We start from the raw sequence: 17,524 nt of genomic DNA on the forward strand, positions 1-17,524 counted from the left end.
TATGTTCATCGTCCTTAAAAAGCATATTTAAAAATTGAATAAATTTTAGTTCAGAATAATATAGGTAAGGACTCCAGCTAAATATCCAGCTAAAGCCAACAGGGATATTTTTCGCAAATACCAAATAAAGTTGATTTTTAATGTACCCATAATGGCAACTCCAGCAGCTGACCCAATTATTAAAATACTTCCGCCTGTTCCTGCGCAATACGCCAATAATTCCCAAAATGTGTGGTCAACAGGATAGGTCTCTACGGAATACATTCCCATAGCTCCAGCAACTAAAGGGACATTGTCAACTATGGCAGATAAAACTCCAATGATTGTATTAATGACATAAATATTATGAAATTTATTATCCAAAAAGAGAGCCATATCGCTTAAATGGCCACCTGTTTGAAGACTGGCAACAGCTAATAGAATACCAAGAAAAAATAAAATACTTGGGGTGTCAATCTTTTGTAACACTCCAACAATGGACAATGAGTTTTTATGGGCAATTTCTTTTTTTCGATGTATTATCTCAGTAACTACCCACATGACTCCTAGTCCAAATAGTATTCCCATAAACGGAGGAAGATGAGTAACGGTCTTGAAGATTGGAACAAATAATAGCGCTCCGAGACCTAAGAAAAACACTAACCTCTTCTCAAAGGTATTCACATTTGGTTTTTCTTTTTTTTCTAGGTGTATGTTTGGTTTTTTTATATTTCCCTTTAACTTAAAACTTATAATACCTAGTGGTACCAGAAGGCAAACCAAACTAGGTAAAATAAGCTTTACAACGATATTTCCGGCTGTGACTTGCCCGCCTATCCATAACATAATTGTAGTTACATCACCTATTGGAGACCACGCTCCACCTGCATTGGCTGCAATAATCAACATACCGGCAAACAGCCATAAATCTTTTTTGTCTGCAATCATTTTCTTTAATAGAGCAGACATCACGATAGCGGTTGTTAGGGTTATCCAAGGCTGCTGATAAAAAGAAAGTAACAATACTTAAAATCCATATAAGCTTAACTCTCTTAGTAGTTGAAATCTTTTCCGTAATTATGGTAAATCCCTCATGAGCATCAATAATCTCAACAATGGTCATAGCTCCCATGAGAAAAAACAGGATTTCAGATATATCACCAATATGATGACGAATGCTTTCTGGAATAAATTGAATCACGGATTCTTCTGAAAAACCGATACTGCCATTTTCTAAAGCAAAAACCAACAACACCCAACAAATAGTCCCTGTTAATAGTGCGACAACAGCCTTATCAACTTTAATAGAGTGTTCAAAGGCGATGAAAAAATATCCAATGAGGAAGGCAATTAGAATAGTGGTATATAGCATAATATTATTTGTATTACTTGTTTTATTAATTCACGCCTAGTGACATTATTTTAATAAAAGCTCAAAATCTCTTTGACCTTTTTTAAGTTTACCTCTTTTTGAGGTTTTAGTACGTTTCGGCCATATGAAGAATGGAAAGAATGATTCTTTAAAAATTCTAAATTCAGTTGATGCCATTCCAAATCACTACTTGAAATATCACAATAAACTTCCCATTCCCGTCTCAATAGCAATTTTTTGTAGAAGAATTCAGGAGTGGCGATATGATATAAATCCGCATCGCACATAATTTTTCCAATTTGTTTTGAGGATTTTGAGGCATTTTAGTAGCCTCTATACAACCTAAAACATCTTGCAAAATTTGTTTATCAACATCTTGGGTAGTGAGATACTCCCATGCCAATTCCTTACTAACATCTTCGTGACCTTTGTAGGTTTTGGAAAACCCTGTATCGTGAAACCAAGCTGCAATTTCCAATATTAATTGCTCCCGATTGGTAAGCTTGAGTTGTGTACTTATGTGTCTAACATTAGCAACAACTTCGTGGGTATGTATCAAATTATGAAAGGGGTACTTAATACAGGGCTCACTCTTTAAAAGAGAATTGCAATATTTTTGTGTATTCAATATCATAGAGGTTAATGTTTTTGTTTTCATTTATTAGTTGCAATTAATAAGTTTGTGATTCTCTAAATGTATTTTACATGTGTGATTTCTTCAAATATCTTCTATAAATGGAAATTCCTTTTTCAGCATTATTGAAATCATTAAGATTGGATTCCTAAACTATTTTTGTTTCTTTATAGTTATCCAGTATTATATGAATTAAATTATACATAAGATTATTGGGGTTTTAGATTTGGGTTAATCATCAAAAGGTAACATCTATGTGTTTTATGGTGGATTTTTAAGTAAAAACAGAGAGCTAATAGCAACTAAAACAATAACTCCAGCAATTGTAAATGGATAGTAAAAATCTCCTGCAATTAACCAAGTCCCTAAAACAGGACCTAAAATTTGACCAATACTATTTGTTGAGCTTTGTATAGATATATTTCTACCTGTATTCTCTTTTGATGTTAAGGAAACTGCTGATAATAAGTTAGGGGTTACCATTGCACCTCCAGCTGCAAAAAGAATAATTAAGCCATAGACAAAGCATTCATTTTTAAAAAAAGGAAAGGCGATTAAAGATATTCCAGCTATTAACAACCCTAAAGCAATTTGTTTTTTCGTAGATAAGAGCTTCTCTCCATAACTTGCAAAAACAGGCTGCAAAACAGCCATTACAGAGCCACATAGCATAAAACCAATTCCAACTTGGTTGCTGTTAAACCCCAATTCATCTTTACCGTATATTGAAAATACCGTTTCAAATAAAGTCACAACAAATTGTAGTATAAATGACAACGATAGTAACACGATAAAATATTTACTAAACGTAAATCGCAAACTCATTTTTTTTGAAGTTTGTTTTTGAAAGTGAACAGTATTTTTTAACCATTTCGTTACTATAAATAAGACAATCAATCCTAATATAGCAGCAAACAAGAATGGTACTGAAAATCGGTCTAAATGTAGCAGGCCTATAGAATATTTAATATGAATGTTAGTTTGAGATAGAAATCCACCAACGACAGGGCCAAAAATAACCCCAGAACTGATGGCGACGCCAGACCAGGCCATTATTTTAGTTCTACGTTTCTCGGAAGTGATGTCGCTTAAATAAGCATTACTAACTGGAATAACTGATGATGTAAAAATGCCACCAAAGATTCGAGCGATATATAGCATTGTCAAAGATGTAGCAAGTCCTGTTAACAACTGCATTATCACAAACCCGATGAGACCGACAATGATAATGGGCTTGCGACCGTATTTGTCTGATAGCTTTCCCCAAACCACCACGAACAGTAATTGGAAAAGCGGATAAATACTCGTAAGTAATCCAATATGAAAGTTGATTAAGTCTCTGTCAAGATTATCTTTAAGTGCTAATCTTTCTGTATAGTAGGGAAGAGTTGGTAATAAAATACCGTAGCCCAACATTACTACAAATAAACTCAATAGGATTAAATATATCCTATTGAGTTTTTCTTTCCTATCCATTATTTGCTACCTATTTTTCGCTTTAACAATTGTGCATTAATAGCCACAATAATGGTACTCAAACTCATAAATACAGCTCCAACAGCAGGCCCTAAAACAAACCCTGAAGAATACAGTACTCCAGCAGCTAACGGAATAGCCACTACATTATAGCCTGTCGCCCAAACAAGATTCTGAATCATTTTATTATAGGTTGCTTTTCCAAAAAGAATGAGGTTTGCAATATCTTTAGGATTACTGTTTACCAGAATAATATCGGCTGTTTCAGCTGCTACATCTGTGCCCGAGCCAACTGCAATACCAACATTGGCTTTGGCAAGAGCAGGGGCATCGTTGACACCATCTCCTGTCATGGCTACAAATTCATCTTTTGCTTGAAGCTCTTCAACAATTTCCACTTTTTGATGTGGTAATACTTCAGCGTAATAGCCGTCTAAACCAAGTTTTTCGCTCACAGCTTTGGCTGTTTTTTCATTATCGCCCGTTGCCATATAAACTTTAATATCATTCTTTTTGAAGACTTTTATAGCTTCGGCAGATTCTGGTCTAATTTCGTCTGCCAGTGCTATATATCCAGCCAGTTTTCCATCAATCAAAATAAAAACAACTGTTTCGGCTGCATCACTATAGGCATCTTTAGGGATTTCTATTTTTTCATCTCTTAAATACCCTGGGCTTACTACCTTAATGTCTTTGCCTTCAACATTGGCTTCTACACCTTTACCTGTAATGGCTTTGAAATTTTCTGGGTTGGGAATGATGATATTATTTTCTTTAACTTTTTTTATTATTCCGACAGCGATAGGATGTTCAGAGCTTTGTTCTAAGGCACTTGATAATCTTAGTAGTTCATTTTTACTATACGATTTGTTTACCGACTCGATTCTGGTAACACCAAAATCTCCTTTGGTCAATGTTCCGGTTTTATCGAATAATAAAGCTGATATCTTTCTAGATTCTTCAAAAGCTGTTCTGTTTCTAATTAATAATCCATTTTGTGCGGATACTGCAGTCGATATCGCTACTACTAACGGAATGGCAAGACCCAAAGCATGCGGACAAGCAATAACCATAACAGTTACCATTCTTTCCAATGCGTATACAAACGGAAATCCTAGAATCAACCAAACGGCCAACGTACCAAAACCAATGGCCAAAGCAATGTAGGTCAACCATTTTGCAGCCCTATCCGATAGGTTTTGCATTTTAGATTTGGTTTTTTGCGCTTCTTCGACCATTGTGATGACCTTGTTGAGATAGCTGTCTTTTCCTGTGTGCTCAACCTTAACTTTTAAAGTGCTATTACCATTTACAGAACCACCAATAACTTTATCATTTTCATCTTTTTTTACAGGTTTGGATTCACCAGTTAGCATGGATTCATTTAAATAACTAGAACCATCTACTATAATCCCATCAGCAGGGACTTTTTCTCCAGGTTTTACTAAAATCACATCATCTTTCAAAAGGTTTTCGAGTGAAATATCTTCAATGGTATCTCCATTTACTCTATGTGCTTCTGCTGGCATCATACTTACTAAAAGTTGCAATGCCTTTGATGCACCTAAAACGCTTTTCATTTCTATCCAGTGCCCAACAAGCATAATGGCAATTAAAGTAGCCAGTTCCCAAAAGAAGTCTACTCCTTTTAAACCAAAGACAGTAGCTGAACTATAAAAGTAAGCGACACTTATTGCCATTGAAATAAGGGTCATCATTCCTGGTGAACCTTTCTTTACTTCTGAAACGAAACCTTTAAGAAAAGGCCAGCCACCATAGAAATAGACCACGGTTGAAAGCGCAAAAAGTATATAAGGATTACCGGGAAGCAGAAATTCATAACCAACAAATTCTTGAATCATTGGTGATAGAAATAATATAGGAATCGTTAGGACTAATGTTACCCAAAAACGTTTTCTAAAGTCGGCTATCATCATTTTATGATGGTCGTGACCCATTTGGCCGTGTGCCGGGTTGTGGCCAGCGTGACCACCACTTCCATGGTTCATTTTTGAGTGGTCTTCTTTTTTGTGTTTCATCTTTGAGTGGTCCATTTTTGAATGGTCCATTTCTTCGTGATTGTGATGTTGATGGTTTTCCATTATCATATTGTTTAAGTGTTATCGTAATTTTTTTCTCATTTTTTCAGAAATATTTTCAGCATATACGCCATAGGCATCTACTAAAAGACCTCTTATCCCATCTTTTGCCGAAATTGCATATAAAACGCTATTATCATCCGTACTGCTCATGCCTTCAAAGCGATAGGTCTTATCCACTTTAAAGTCTTCGGGATGTATCTCAATTTTTAATGAAGCACATTCCAAGCATTCCGGTTTCAAGTTGAAATCATAGGTATAACCATTTGCTTGCAAGTCGTTTATGGCTTCAGAAAGGGTATCGTAATTTTTCATTTTTTCTTATTTGTAATTCATTATAAAATAGCTACCATCCGCTTCTGTAAATTTTTGAAAGGTCAACAAACCATTATCGCTTAACTTTTCTACTACATCATAATCAAGTTGCTTAATACGAATACCCAATGCATAGGCCTTAATGTTGATTTTTGATTTAATCTTGTTTTGACCACCCTCCAATTTTCTGTCGTAAATCTTTATGATGGTTTTTGAACCGAAGAAATTCAGCAAGCCCGAATCAAAACTCATTTTTAGTTCAATATCCTCAAGGTTATCCAAATCGTATATTTCTTTAAAATTTATAGAGTTGGTATTGATTTCGGTTTCCTTTGAGTTTGGTTTAGCAAAGGGAAATGCCATTACCATAATACTGGCTTCATCTGGTTTGCAACGATACGTTGTTGTGTACTTTTCTTCTGATTTCTCTTTATCATTAAACAGTTCAGTTATCACCTCAATCTGATAATACCTATCTTCTTTTATTATTTTTCCTGCTTTAAACGTTTGTTAAGCAGCATACCATCTTTATCAAAATTTTCCCTTACTATAGTTCTGCCTGAAATCTGCCCAATGAGCATTTCAGTCTGTCCATTCATTGTTATTATGGATAGAATAAAAAACAGTATGAAGCTTTGTTTTTTCATATATGTTGCATCAATTTCTTTACTTCTTTTGCCAGTATATCACTTAAATCTATAGCATTTGAAGGATGTGGAATGGTATTGCAAGTCACTATTTTTTCTATACCTGAATCCAATAAATCCTGATAAGCATTTCCTGAAAAAACTGCGTGGATACCAACACAAATAGGTGGTTTCATTCCTGCTTTTTTTAGATGACCGACAGTTTCAATCATGGTGCGTGCTGTAGAAATAATATCATCAACCAAAATAGGTGTGGCATCTTTGTATTTGTCCACGTCAGGAACAGAAACTTCAACATTACGGTCACCGTGACGTACTTTTTGCAACACAGTAAATGGTGCTCCTGCGTTTTTTGCAACCTGTGAAACCCATTGCTCACTTTCTGAATCGGGACCAATCAATACCGGGTTTTTGATATTTTTCTTTATCCATTCTGAAATTGCATCTGCTGCGTGAATTACCTTGTTGGGAATATGATATACTTCTCCCAAAGAGCTTATTCTATGCAAATGAGGGTCTACGGTGGTAATGCTATCGGCAAATCCTGAAATCAACTTCCCAAAGAAACCAGAAGTTACACCTTCACCTTCATTAAAGATTTTGTCTTGCCGCATATAAGCAAGATACGGTGCTACCAAACAAGTACACATCGCACCAAGCGATTTTGCAGTATGGCTTAAAAAATAGAGTGGCAATAGTTTTTCGTCTGGTTCGTGCAACGTGCAGACGAGTACGACACATTTGTCCTTAACGTCAGACAGAATACGTGTGTATGATTCTCCATCAGGAAATTTTCGCAAGGTAGCTTTGCCTACTTCAGCATCCATTTTTGTTGCTAAAAGTTCTACCAGTTCCTCATTTCCCGGAAGACTGAATAAAATTGTTTTCATAATAGTATCTAAATTATGGTTATAATATCATTGTGGTTATTTTTATATTCCAAAGCATAATGAAGTTCGCCCTGCGATTCTGCATAAAGGGTGTACAATAGTTGGTCTTTCTCAACACTATCGTTTAAATGAACATTCAATAAAATACCTGCAGATTTTGACTGTGGTGCACCAGAAAGTTTGGCAAGCTTTGCTATCTTTCGATTGTCAATACGTTTCAAAATCCCGGAAGTCTCCGCTCTGATTTCTGTTTTATAAGGCGCTAAAACAGGCCGTGTAAAACGCCCTTGTGCCTTACAAATAGCAAGGAATTTTTCGTAAGCTTTACCAGATTCTAATAATTGTAAAGCGGTTTGGCGACCTGCACCTGATGCTACTTTACCAGAAAGTTCAAGAAGTTCACCAGCCAACAGCACAACACGTTCTTTTAGGTCTATGGGTGCTCTTTCTTCATTTTTCAGTACTTTTAATATGTCCATAGCTTCTAACGTTGGACCAATTCCATTACCCACGGGCTGCGAGCCGTCAGTTATTACCACTTTTACGTTCAGACCTACAGAATTGCCTACGGTTTCCATATGGTTTTGTAATTTTTGAGCCATTTCCATACTTCGTACTTTGGCAGTTTCACCTACTGGGATATCAATGACAACATGGGTAGAACCAGCTGCAGCTTTTTTTGATAATACCGAGGCGATGAGTTGTCCTTCACTATCGATATCTAAAGCTTTTTCAATTTTAATGAGTACATCATCTGCAGGACTCAATTGAGCGGTACCACCCCAAACAAAACAACCACCTTCCTGTTTTACCACGTGTTCTATCTCATCAGCAGAAAGAGTTACATTTGTAAGCACTTCCATGGTGTCTGCAGTACCTGCCGGGGATGTAATAGCACGGGATGATGTTTTGGGCATAGTAAGCCCATAGGCGGCAACAATTGCTACTACTAAAGGGGTGGTTCTATTTCCTGGTAATCCGCCAATACAATGCTTATCTACTACTATTTCTTTGTTCCAGTTTAGTTGTTGGCCAGAGGCAATCATAGCTTTTGTGAGGTCGGATATTTCATTAATGTCCATTCGGTCACCTGCACAAGCCGTAATGAATGCCGAAAGGTGAATGTTGGAATAATCACCTTCTACAATATCTGATACAATTTGGTTGTAGGCATTATAATTGAGCTTTTGATTGTAAATTTTAGCCCTGACGTAACTTAGGGACTCTATAGGTTCCAGATGCGAGACGTACAAAGTTTCATTTTCTTTAACCTTTAATTTTTTTGCTGCAGCATCTGACAGACCTATTTCATTAGGTAATAAAATTTCTGAATTTATGACGTTGAGGCTCGCTATGATGGAACGGTTTGCCATAGAAACCCTAATCCTTGTGAGTGCCTCGAATCCTTCTGAAATACAGACATGGCAATCCTCACGCATGTACACCACATTCTCGTTTTGAGTGTAAATACCAAGGTGTTTGTATTTTAATATGTTTGAATATTGTTCCATGGATTATTCTATTTCTGTTATAGTATATAATTCCGGGATTTCGGCATCCCAATCATAGGTTTCTTTTATACCTTTTTGTAATGCTTCCGCACTTTCTTTTTCACCGTGTACGATAAAAATTCGCTTTGGTTTGTTTCGTATCTCACTCATCCAATTCATAAGTTCTTTATGGTCTGCGTGTGCAGATAGTCCCTCAATTTCAGCTACCTGCATTTTAAAAGGCACCCATTTCCCGTACACTTTTAATTCCTTGTCGACTTCCAACAATTTCCTGCCACGTGTTCCTTCAGCTTGATAACCTACAAATAGCAAGGTGTTATTGGGGTTTTGGGCTTGGGTTTCAAGATAGTTGAGCATTCGACCTCCTGTAAGCATTCCGCTTCCTGCAATCACAATTTTTGGTTTGTTGTCGGTTCTTAATTCCATAGTTTCCCGATAACTACTTACAACCTTGAAATGCGAGCACATTTCATCACATTCATTGTCCTCTAATCTGTGCCAATCTCTTGTGCGATGGAAGAGTTCCAATACGTTAGCGCCCATTGGGCTATCCATTATCATTTGAACTTTTGGGATTTTATCTTCCTTTAGTAATCTCCAGAAAATAAGCATCATCAGTTGGGCACGTTCCACTGAAAAGCTTGGAACAAACAGGCTACCACCTTTATTTATGGTGTCATTTACTAATTTTTCAATCTGCGGAATGGCCTCTTCTTCTTCAGGATGAAATCTTCCACCATAGGTGGATTCAATAAATAATACATCAGCCTTTGTTGGTTTTAAAGGTGGGTATAAGAGCAAATCATTAGTCCTACCGATGTCACCTGAAAAAACAAAGTGTTTTCCGTGTATATCCAACTCAATATAAGTAGCACCAAGAATGTGTCCGTTGTACTGAAATCGTGCCTTTACATCCTTGAGAATAGGTAGCCATTGCGAAGGTGGTATCCCTTTAAAACGAGGTACGGTTTTTTCAACATCGTTTAAGGTGTACAAAGGTTCTGCAGGACTGTGTTTGGAATACCCCTCTTTATTGGCACGTTCAGCCTCCTGTTCTTGTATTTTTGCACTATCGTTCAGTATGATTTTAGCAATATCCAGCGTAGGATTGGTACCAAAGATGGCACCCTTGAAACCTTGTTTGACCAATCTTGGCAAATATCCCGTATGGTCCATATGACCGTGGGTAAGCAAGACTGCATCAATTTCCGAAACATCGACGGGCGGATATTCCCAGTTTTTGAGACGCAATTCCTTTAACCCTTGAAAAAGTCCGCAGTCTATGAGTATTTTTCTCTCTCCTGTATCTACTAAATATTTTGAGCCAGTTACCGTTCCCGCTGCACCCAAAAAGTGAATGTTTATTTTAGCGTTGTTCATTGATATAGTCTTTATTTAGTGTCCACCACAGCAGGAAGGTGTATTCCCTTTGTCTTGGGTTGATTTGTATAATTCTACTATTTCATTATATAGATTTTGCGAATCTTCTTTGATGTAAAGGGCGACTTTTTTAATGGATGTAGGTTCAAAATCAACCATATCCAATAGTATTTCCAAGGCTTCTGCAAGCAGTTTTGGGTCGTCTTCCAGAGCTTCGTAAAACGGTTCAAAATCCAAGTTGTTCTGTTGTTCTAATTCTTCAGTTTTCATAAGTTTTATTTTTTAATGGGTTTTACATAAGGCTTCGGAATCCTCCAAAATTTTTTTGTGCCTTGTTTTATCTACTCCAATTTCATTTAATAAAGTAGGTGTTTCGTGTAGCTCTTTGCAGAGCACAATACCTTTATCCAATAATTTTGTTTTTTCGGCTTTGGTCATAGTTGTTAATGCTGTCAATGGATGAAGTCCCGCCATATCAATTCTATATTTGAGACTATTATTTTTGGGGTAATCCCAACTAGTCAGACCCAATCCGATGCATTCGGCATATTGAATGGCATCGGTAGTAAATCGGGTATTGGTATATACCCATCCCTGGTGAAATTTTCTATCATGACTAGGTTTCATTTTCCATTGTCTTTCTACATCGATAAATCTAGATTGTATGTATAGTGGGATCTTCACATCACAGAATCGACCTTTATCACTATGAAACTTGCATTCGATCATATAATGCTTGTCGTCCTTGAGTGCTGCTACGTCTATCTCATGCGTTACACAATGACCTTGTACAATAACTCCTGCCTGGGTTTGAAATCCCTCTTGTTCAAGAATCTTGGCTACAAATTTTTCAAAAGGAAACCCTGTTGGTCCTAACTCCATAATGGCCTTTTTAAGCTTATATCTTGAGGCACTAACAGAAGATTTGCCCTTAAGCATTTTAAAAGCCATTTTGTAAATCTGTTTAGTGGTCATTCCATCATAAAGTGATGCATTTACCTCTTCGACAATTTGTTGAATAAGTTCTTCGTTTGCTTTGGCTCGACGTAATGAATTGATAAGTTTTTTAGCATCAAATGGAACAACGTCTCCAGAGTGTTTTACTATGTTTATTGTATTTTTCATATCCTAATTGTCATAATTGGTAGCGTAGCATGATTGGTAACACCTTCTGCAATACTTTTAGAAAAGAGACTTAAAAAACCGGTAGTACCATGTGTGCACATGGTAATGAGGTCAGCAGGGTTATTTTTTAAATAGGTATTTATTCCTGTCTCTACATAGAGTTCATTGTATACATTCATCGTATAGTTTTGAACTTCTGGGAAGTTCTCTAGAAAACGCTTCATAGGTTGTAACCCCGAAGCAATACTATTTGTGTCGGTTTTAGTATTAATACGCAACAGGTGTATTTTTGCATCACATTTTGAGGCAATAGAAACAACTTGTTTAAAGGCGTTGCTAACGTCCTCTTCAAAATCGGATACAAAAACAATATTTTTAAAAGGGAAGTTAACAGCCTCGTCTTTTACCACTATAAAAGGTGCATTAGCTTTTCGGACGATTTTTTCAACATTACTACCTGTAATTTCTCTAATGACACCTTTAGTTCCACTACTTCCCGTTATTATAAAATCGTGGTGAAAATGGCCTGAATGCTCTAAAATATCGCCTTGACCGGAATCATATTGAAGAAATGTTCGGCATTTTAGGCCTTTGTGTTCTGCCATTTTTTCTAACTTTCTTAGGGCAAATTTAGCTACCCCTATTTGTTTCAGAGTTTCAGGATATCTTTTTTCTTTTTCCTTATCTAGTTTTACCCAATCTACAGGGGTTTTCATAAGGTGTAAAAAGTGAATTTCAGAGTTATATAATTTGGCCATTTCAATACCAAGTTGTGCTGCTTTTTCACAGTTTTCTGAAAAATTGGTGGGTACTAATATGTTTTTCATTTTGTTTGGTTTTATAAATCACTTTTATTCTATAGTTACTTCATTTTCAGAGATTGTTTGTTTTTCAAAACAATCCAGATTATAAATTGTAGTATCTGCAATATTGGTCAATGCTGTTTCGGTTAAAAATGCCTGATGGCTTGTAATTAATACATTGTTAAAAGTCATCAAGCGGGCAATCACGTCGTCTTGTAGGATATCGTCTGAATGGTCCTCAAAGAACAGCCCCTCTTCCTCCTCATACACATCCATACCGAAATATCCAATCTTTCTTGATTTTAGCCCTTCTATAACGGCTTTGGTGTCTACCAATCCACCTCTGCTGGTATTGATGAGCATTACCCCAGGTTTCATAAAGGAAATATGCTTTTTATCAATTAGGTGTTTCGTAGAAGCCTTTAGCGGTATGTGCAAGGTTATAATATCTGACTGCTTACAAATAGTTTTACAATCAGTGTAGCTTACATCATAGTTATTAATTAAGCCTTTGTTTTCAACTACATCGTGCACAAGGATATTGCAACCAAATCCGTGAAGTATTTTTACCAGTACCGAACCTATTTTACCAGTACCAATAACACCCACAGTTTTTCCGTTTAGGTCAAATCCTGTAAGCCCATTCAAAGAAAAGTTTTGTTCACGAACTCTATTATGCGCTCTAATCAATTTTCTGTTAAGAGCTAATATTAATGCCATCGTATGTTCAGCTATGGCATAAGGTGAATAAGCAGGAACCCTAGCTACTTTTATATCCAATTCGGTAGCTGCTGCTAAATCAACATGATTAAAACCAGCGGAACGCAATGCAATATTTTCTACGCCAATGGTTTTTAGTTTTTTTAGTACATTCTCTGAGGCATCATCACCTGTAAATAAGCTTACTGTTTTAGAACCTTTAGCAAGAACAGTCGTTTCTTCTGTCAATCTAACTTCAAGAAGTTTTAAATGATGTTTGCCATCATTTGCCTTCATTAAATAAGGTGCTTCAAACTTGTGTGTGCTATATACTGTTGTCTTCATTTTTATTTTATTTTCCGAACTGTATTAAGATATATGAGATACCGATGATGATTACGCTTCCAAAAATTAGCATCACTAACTTTCCCGTTTTTTTTGATCCTTTGAAATAGGCAATCCCCAATTTTACAATCATATTACTTATGGTCGCTGTTATTATAACATTGGTAGCAAGCGCAAGTTTATCTTCTAAAGACCCGAATTTTGCCATACTTATAGTTATTGCATCCGTATCTGCCAGTCCTGCAATTAAGGCTGAATAGTATAAGCCACTTTCACCAAAAAATTGGTTGCCATAAAAAACAGCAAAAAGTATTACAACATAAATACCCGCAAACCCTAGGGCATTCCAAATATTAAGTGGATTACCAAGATTAATAGCTGTCTTTGTGACATTTGCCTCCTTTTTAATAAATATGAGTGCACCAATCAAACAGATAATCGTTAAAATCGTAAATGGAATAACCAAATAGGAAAGTATGGCACTATTAAAAATATACGCCAAAATCGCAAGTCTGGGAAACATGATGGCGGAAGCTATAATGATACCCGCAGCATATTCTTTTGAAAGTTCTGGTGATTCCTTACTTCGGGAAGCATAAATCCAAGCTACGGCTGTACTTGAGATTAATCCGCCAAGAATGGCAGTAAGCAAGATTCCTCGTTGGGAACCTACATATTTCACCAAAAAGTAACCAATAAAATTTAAAAAAGAGACAATCACTACGATAGAGCCGATTTCGAAAGGATTCAACAAACCTTCTGGTCCATAATCTTTGTTGGGCAAAAATGGAAGTATTAAGAGGGCAATAATTGAAAACTTAATGAATGCAAATAATTCTTCTGAAGTAATATTTTTGATAAATGAACGAAAGGTTGTTTTGAGCGATAATAGTGTAACAATAATGACAGCAGAGGCTACTGCTTCTTTATGCAAGTGATTAGCCACCATAATACCAAGAATTAGCGTGGCAAACAACGCCAAATTAGTAGTAATACCCGTCATTACGTGCTTTTGTACCATTGAAATATGACTCAAAGCCAAAAACAATAAGAATGCGGCTGCAGTAATAATAACTAACCAAGGCGTATAGGTTATCGAAAGATTTCCTAAAATGAATCCAATGATAGCCGTAATTGGAAATGTTCGGATTCCTGCAAATCCGTGCTCATCCTTTAGTTTGTCGTATTCACGTTCTAATCCAAGAATGAGACCGATTCCTACACTAATCAGAATTCCAAGTATGAAAGGGTTAATATTTTCTAAAGTTTTTATCATAATTATCTATTTGCTAAAAAGTTCTAACAATCTATTTAGCTCATCTTTTATTTGATGCTGTTTGACTACCTTATTAAAAGGTGTCAACTTTAATTGATTATTAAGGAATCCTACCATTTTATTTGTATTCCCTTTTAAGATTTCCTCTACGGCGGCGACCCCCATTCTGATGCCCAGCATTCTATCTAGTGCCGAAGGATTTCCACCACGTTGCACATGTCCAAGTTTCGTGATACGTAAATCTACATTAGGGTTCATTTCCTTAATTTTTGAAGCGACAAGTTCTGCACCTATTTCATCACCCTCAGAAACTACCACGAGAAAAGCATCTTCACTCTCGTAGTTTTTTATCTTTTCTAGCAAGTAGATTAAGTCTTTACCACTCTCTGGAATTAGAATGGCATCTGCCCCAACGGTCAAGCCGGAATGAATACCGATATAACCAGAATCCCTTCCCATCACTTCAACAATAAAAACACGGTTATGGGATTCGGCTGTGTCTCTAATTTTATCTATGTTTTCAATTGCTGTATTTACGGCAGAGTCAAAACCTAGGGTGTAATCTGTTCCTGCCAAGTCATTATCAATAGTTCCGGGAATACCTATGAAAGGGATGTCGCAGATTTCCGAAAAGGCTAATAGTCCTTTAAAAGTACCATCACCACCTATGGCAATCAGAGCATCTATCTTATTCGCTTTTAAGGTTTGAAAAGCTTTTTTACGACCTTCCAATTCCATAAAACGTTTGCTTCGTGCTGTTTTTAAGATAGTGCCACCTAGGTGTACTAACTTTTGTAAATCGTGTGATTTTAATGTAAGGAAATCACCATCTATTAACCCTTCATATCCTTTTCTAAAACCACTAATTTTTATACCTTTTACTTTAGCAGATTTGGCTATGGAATAGAGTGCAGCGTTCATTCCAGGACTATCGCCTCCTGATGTGAATATGCCTATATGTTTAATTTTATTAGTGCTCATTTGATAGTGTTTTTTGTAAATATTCTTCCGACTTGCTAAATTCTTGTATGGTTTTCCAAACAAAATCCGCCTCTTTTAGAAAAAATTGATGGTCGCCTTTAGAAGAGGTATGCACTTTTGAGTTTTTAAATACTTTTGATAGTTTCAGAGTGTTTTCAAATGGTGCTGTCGTATCTTTTTCTCCGTGAATAAAAAGCACGTCTTTATTCTTAATTTTCCTTGCCATCGCATATAAATCTGTTTTTAAAATGACCTCATTGAGCGAATAATAATAACTCATCCAATGATGCTTTTTTGCGTCTTCATAAACTTCATCCGTTAGGTTATCGGGCTTGAATGCACGTGACATAAATATGGGATGAACCATACAGATATATTTAGAAAACTTACTGGTTGAAATTCTATCCACGAAAGAATGAGTAGACATAACTTTCTTAAACTCATCGGCGTTTTTGTATACAGGTATGCCTATAAAAATTCCAGATTTAAACCAATTCGGATGTTTTTGCAATAATGCTAATGAAATTATGGCTCCCATTGAATGCCCGCCCATGATGGTTTTACCATCATTGAACCCTTCTTTTTTTAAAATCAATTCTAACGCTTGCAGCTGTACTGATAAGGAATAATCACTTTTTGGTTTTGGTGAGTCACCAAAACCCAGAAGGTCTATTAATAATAAAGAGTGGGTTTTTGAAATGTTTTCTAAACTGCGCTTCCAATAATTCAGTGACCCGGTTAAACCGTGTAACAAAACCAGTTTGTTTTTACCAATACCTATTACTTCATAGTTCAATAGTGTTGTATGAGGATTGTAATCAGGTTGATTAAGGATTTTATAATGCTCATAACCGGCAACTGCAATTACCGGAATAATTAAAAAAGCTATTATAATTGAAAGTACCATTGATTAATCTTATATTTTAATTCTATGCAATTGTTATTTTAGAATTGAGATATACACTTTGTACTGCATTGAGTAATTCAACACCTTCCTTAAAAGGTTTTTGAAATGCTTTTCTTCCTAGTATCAACCCAGAACCGCCGGCGCGCTTATTAATTACCGCGGTTGTTATGGCTTCCTTCAAATCTGAATCTCCTTTTGAGCCACCACCAGAATTAATCAAGCCTATTTTTCCCATGTAGCAATTGGCTACTTGCAAACGGCAGAGGTCAATAGGATGGTCTGTAGTAAGGGTTTCATACATAGTATCATCATATTTACCAAACCCAATTTCCTTAAATCCGAAATTATTAGTCGGTAATTTTTGTTTGATGATGTCTGCTTGAATGGTAACTCCTAAATGATTGGCCTGCCCAGTTATGTCGGCAGCAGCGTGATAATCTTCTTTTTCTGTTTTAAAAGCTTTGTTACGCGTATAGCACCATAAGATGGTTGCCATACCCAAACTATGGGCTTCTTCAAAAGCCTCTGAAATTTCTTTAATCTGCCTATTGCTTTCTTTTGAGCCAAAATAGATGGTTGCACCAATGGCAATCGCTCCCATATTCCAAGCATCTTTTACCTTTCCAAATAGTGTTTGGTCATATTTATTTGGGTAGGTTAGCAGTTCATTGTGGTTAATCTTCACAATAAAAGGTATTTTATGAGTGTACTTTCTGGCATTTAGACCCAAAACCCCAAAGGTTGATGCTACACCATTGCAACCTGCTTCCATAGCAAGTTTTATAATATTCTCTGGGTCGAAGTAATCAGGGTTTTTATAGAAAGAAAAGGCAGCACTATGCTCGATACCTTGGTCTACTGGCAGGATGCTTAAATAACCTGTTCCTGCCAGGTTCCCGTGGTTATATAATTGTGAAAGACTTCGCAGTACCTGTGTATTTCTATTGCTATTAATAAAAACGCTATCAAGGCTATGGTCACTTGGTGTTTGTAGTTCGTCTTTAGTTATTTTTTCACAAACGTGGTCCAAATAGTAGGGTGCTTTTTCACCCAATATTTCTACAATGTTCTTGCTTGTTTCCATT

General features: G+C 36.3%; 18 protein-coding genes. All 18 read right to left on the bottom strand.

Annotation, left to right across the window (positions count from 1 at the left end):
* Window positions 1–45: 45 nt before the first annotated feature.
* Entirely contained in the window at window positions 46–927 is an 882-nt protein-coding gene (gene nhaD, locus WA327_RS06810) for a sodium:proton antiporter NhaD (protein WP_331810505.1), read from the bottom strand.
* Window positions 839–1,351, bottom strand: coding sequence for an SLC13 family permease (locus tag WA327_RS06815; protein ID WP_331810506.1), 513 nt, complete (start codon window positions 1,349–1,351; stop codon window positions 839–841). Before WA327_RS06815 ends, nhaD begins: the two co-directional genes overlap by 89 nt.
* 223 nt (window positions 1,352–1,574) lie before the next feature.
* On the bottom strand, window positions 1,575–2,009 hold the full coding sequence (locus WA327_RS06820; RefSeq protein WP_336067949.1) for an HD domain-containing protein: 435 nt from the start codon (window positions 2,007–2,009) through the stop codon (window positions 1,575–1,577).
* A 237-nt stretch (window positions 2,010–2,246) separates the two neighbouring features.
* On the bottom strand, window positions 2,247–3,461 hold the full coding sequence (locus WA327_RS06825) for an MFS transporter (protein WP_331810508.1): 1,215 nt from the start codon (window positions 3,459–3,461) through the stop codon (window positions 2,247–2,249).
* A complete protein-coding gene (locus WA327_RS06830; RefSeq protein ID WP_331810509.1) occupies window positions 3,461–5,563 on the bottom strand; it encodes a copper-translocating P-type ATPase in 2,103 nt (700 codons plus the stop codon). The genes WA327_RS06825 and WA327_RS06830 overlap by 1 nt, the downstream gene beginning before the upstream one ends.
* A gap of 18 nt (window positions 5,564–5,581) precedes the next feature.
* Window positions 5,582–5,875, bottom strand: a complete 294-nt coding sequence (locus tag WA327_RS06835) for a phosphoribosylpyrophosphate synthetase (RefSeq protein WP_331810510.1) — start codon at window positions 5,873–5,875, stop codon at window positions 5,582–5,584.
* 6 nt (window positions 5,876–5,881) lie between these two features.
* Window positions 5,882–6,331: a hypothetical protein gene (locus WA327_RS06840; protein WP_331810511.1), complete on the bottom strand. Its 450-nt coding sequence runs from the start codon at window positions 6,329–6,331 to the stop codon at window positions 5,882–5,884.
* Window positions 6,332–6,518: 187 nt separating this feature from the next.
* Complete coding sequence (locus tag WA327_RS06845) at window positions 6,519–7,412, bottom strand: ribose-phosphate pyrophosphokinase (protein WP_331810512.1); 894 nt, start codon at window positions 7,410–7,412, stop codon at window positions 6,519–6,521.
* An 8-nt stretch (window positions 7,413–7,420) separates the two neighbouring features.
* On the bottom strand, window positions 7,421–8,923 hold the full coding sequence (locus WA327_RS06850; RefSeq protein ID WP_331810513.1) for a thymidine phosphorylase family protein: 1,503 nt from the start codon (window positions 8,921–8,923) through the stop codon (window positions 7,421–7,423).
* A gap of 3 nt (window positions 8,924–8,926) precedes the next feature.
* Window positions 8,927–10,303 carry an MBL fold metallo-hydrolase gene (locus WA327_RS06855; RefSeq protein WP_336067957.1) on the bottom strand — a complete coding sequence of 459 codons (1,377 nt, stop codon included), beginning with the start codon at window positions 10,301–10,303 and terminating at the stop codon, window positions 8,927–8,929.
* A 15-nt stretch (window positions 10,304–10,318) separates the two neighbouring features.
* The gene (locus tag WA327_RS06860; RefSeq protein WP_331810515.1) at window positions 10,319–10,573 is read right to left on the bottom strand and encodes a hypothetical protein; all 255 of its coding nucleotides are present in this window, start codon (window positions 10,571–10,573) and stop codon (window positions 10,319–10,321) included.
* A gap of 12 nt (window positions 10,574–10,585) precedes the next feature.
* Window positions 10,586–11,428 carry an ATP cone domain-containing protein gene (locus WA327_RS06865; RefSeq protein WP_331810516.1) on the bottom strand — a complete coding sequence of 281 codons (843 nt, stop codon included), beginning with the start codon at window positions 11,426–11,428 and terminating at the stop codon, window positions 10,586–10,588.
* Window positions 11,425–12,255, bottom strand: a complete 831-nt coding sequence (locus WA327_RS06870; protein ID WP_336067961.1) for a universal stress protein — start codon at window positions 12,253–12,255, stop codon at window positions 11,425–11,427. Before WA327_RS06870 ends, WA327_RS06865 begins: the two co-directional genes overlap by 4 nt.
* A gap of 24 nt (window positions 12,256–12,279) precedes the next feature.
* Window positions 12,280–13,275 carry a 2-hydroxyacid dehydrogenase gene (locus WA327_RS06875; RefSeq protein ID WP_331810518.1) on the bottom strand — a complete coding sequence of 332 codons (996 nt, stop codon included), beginning with the start codon at window positions 13,273–13,275 and terminating at the stop codon, window positions 12,280–12,282.
* Window positions 13,276–13,282: 7 nt separating this feature from the next.
* Entirely contained in the window at window positions 13,283–14,551 is a 1,269-nt protein-coding gene (locus tag WA327_RS06880) for an MgtC/SapB family protein (protein ID WP_331810519.1), read from the bottom strand.
* Between the two features lie 6 nt (window positions 14,552–14,557).
* Window positions 14,558–15,532: a 6-phosphofructokinase gene (locus WA327_RS06885; protein ID WP_331810520.1), complete on the bottom strand. Its 975-nt coding sequence runs from the start codon at window positions 15,530–15,532 to the stop codon at window positions 14,558–14,560.
* Window positions 15,522–16,439 carry an alpha/beta hydrolase gene (locus tag WA327_RS06890; RefSeq protein WP_331810521.1) on the bottom strand — a complete coding sequence of 306 codons (918 nt, stop codon included), beginning with the start codon at window positions 16,437–16,439 and terminating at the stop codon, window positions 15,522–15,524. Before WA327_RS06890 ends, WA327_RS06885 begins: the two co-directional genes overlap by 11 nt.
* Before the next feature lie 22 nt (window positions 16,440–16,461).
* Window positions 16,462–17,523, bottom strand: coding sequence for a class I fructose-bisphosphate aldolase (locus WA327_RS06895; RefSeq protein ID WP_331810522.1), 1,062 nt, complete (start codon window positions 17,521–17,523; stop codon window positions 16,462–16,464).
* Window position 17,524 lies beyond the last annotated feature (1 nt).

This window comes from Mesoflavibacter sp. CH_XMU1404-2 (assembly GCF_037029465.1).
Lineage (GTDB): Bacteria > Bacteroidota > Bacteroidia > Flavobacteriales > Flavobacteriaceae > Mesoflavibacter.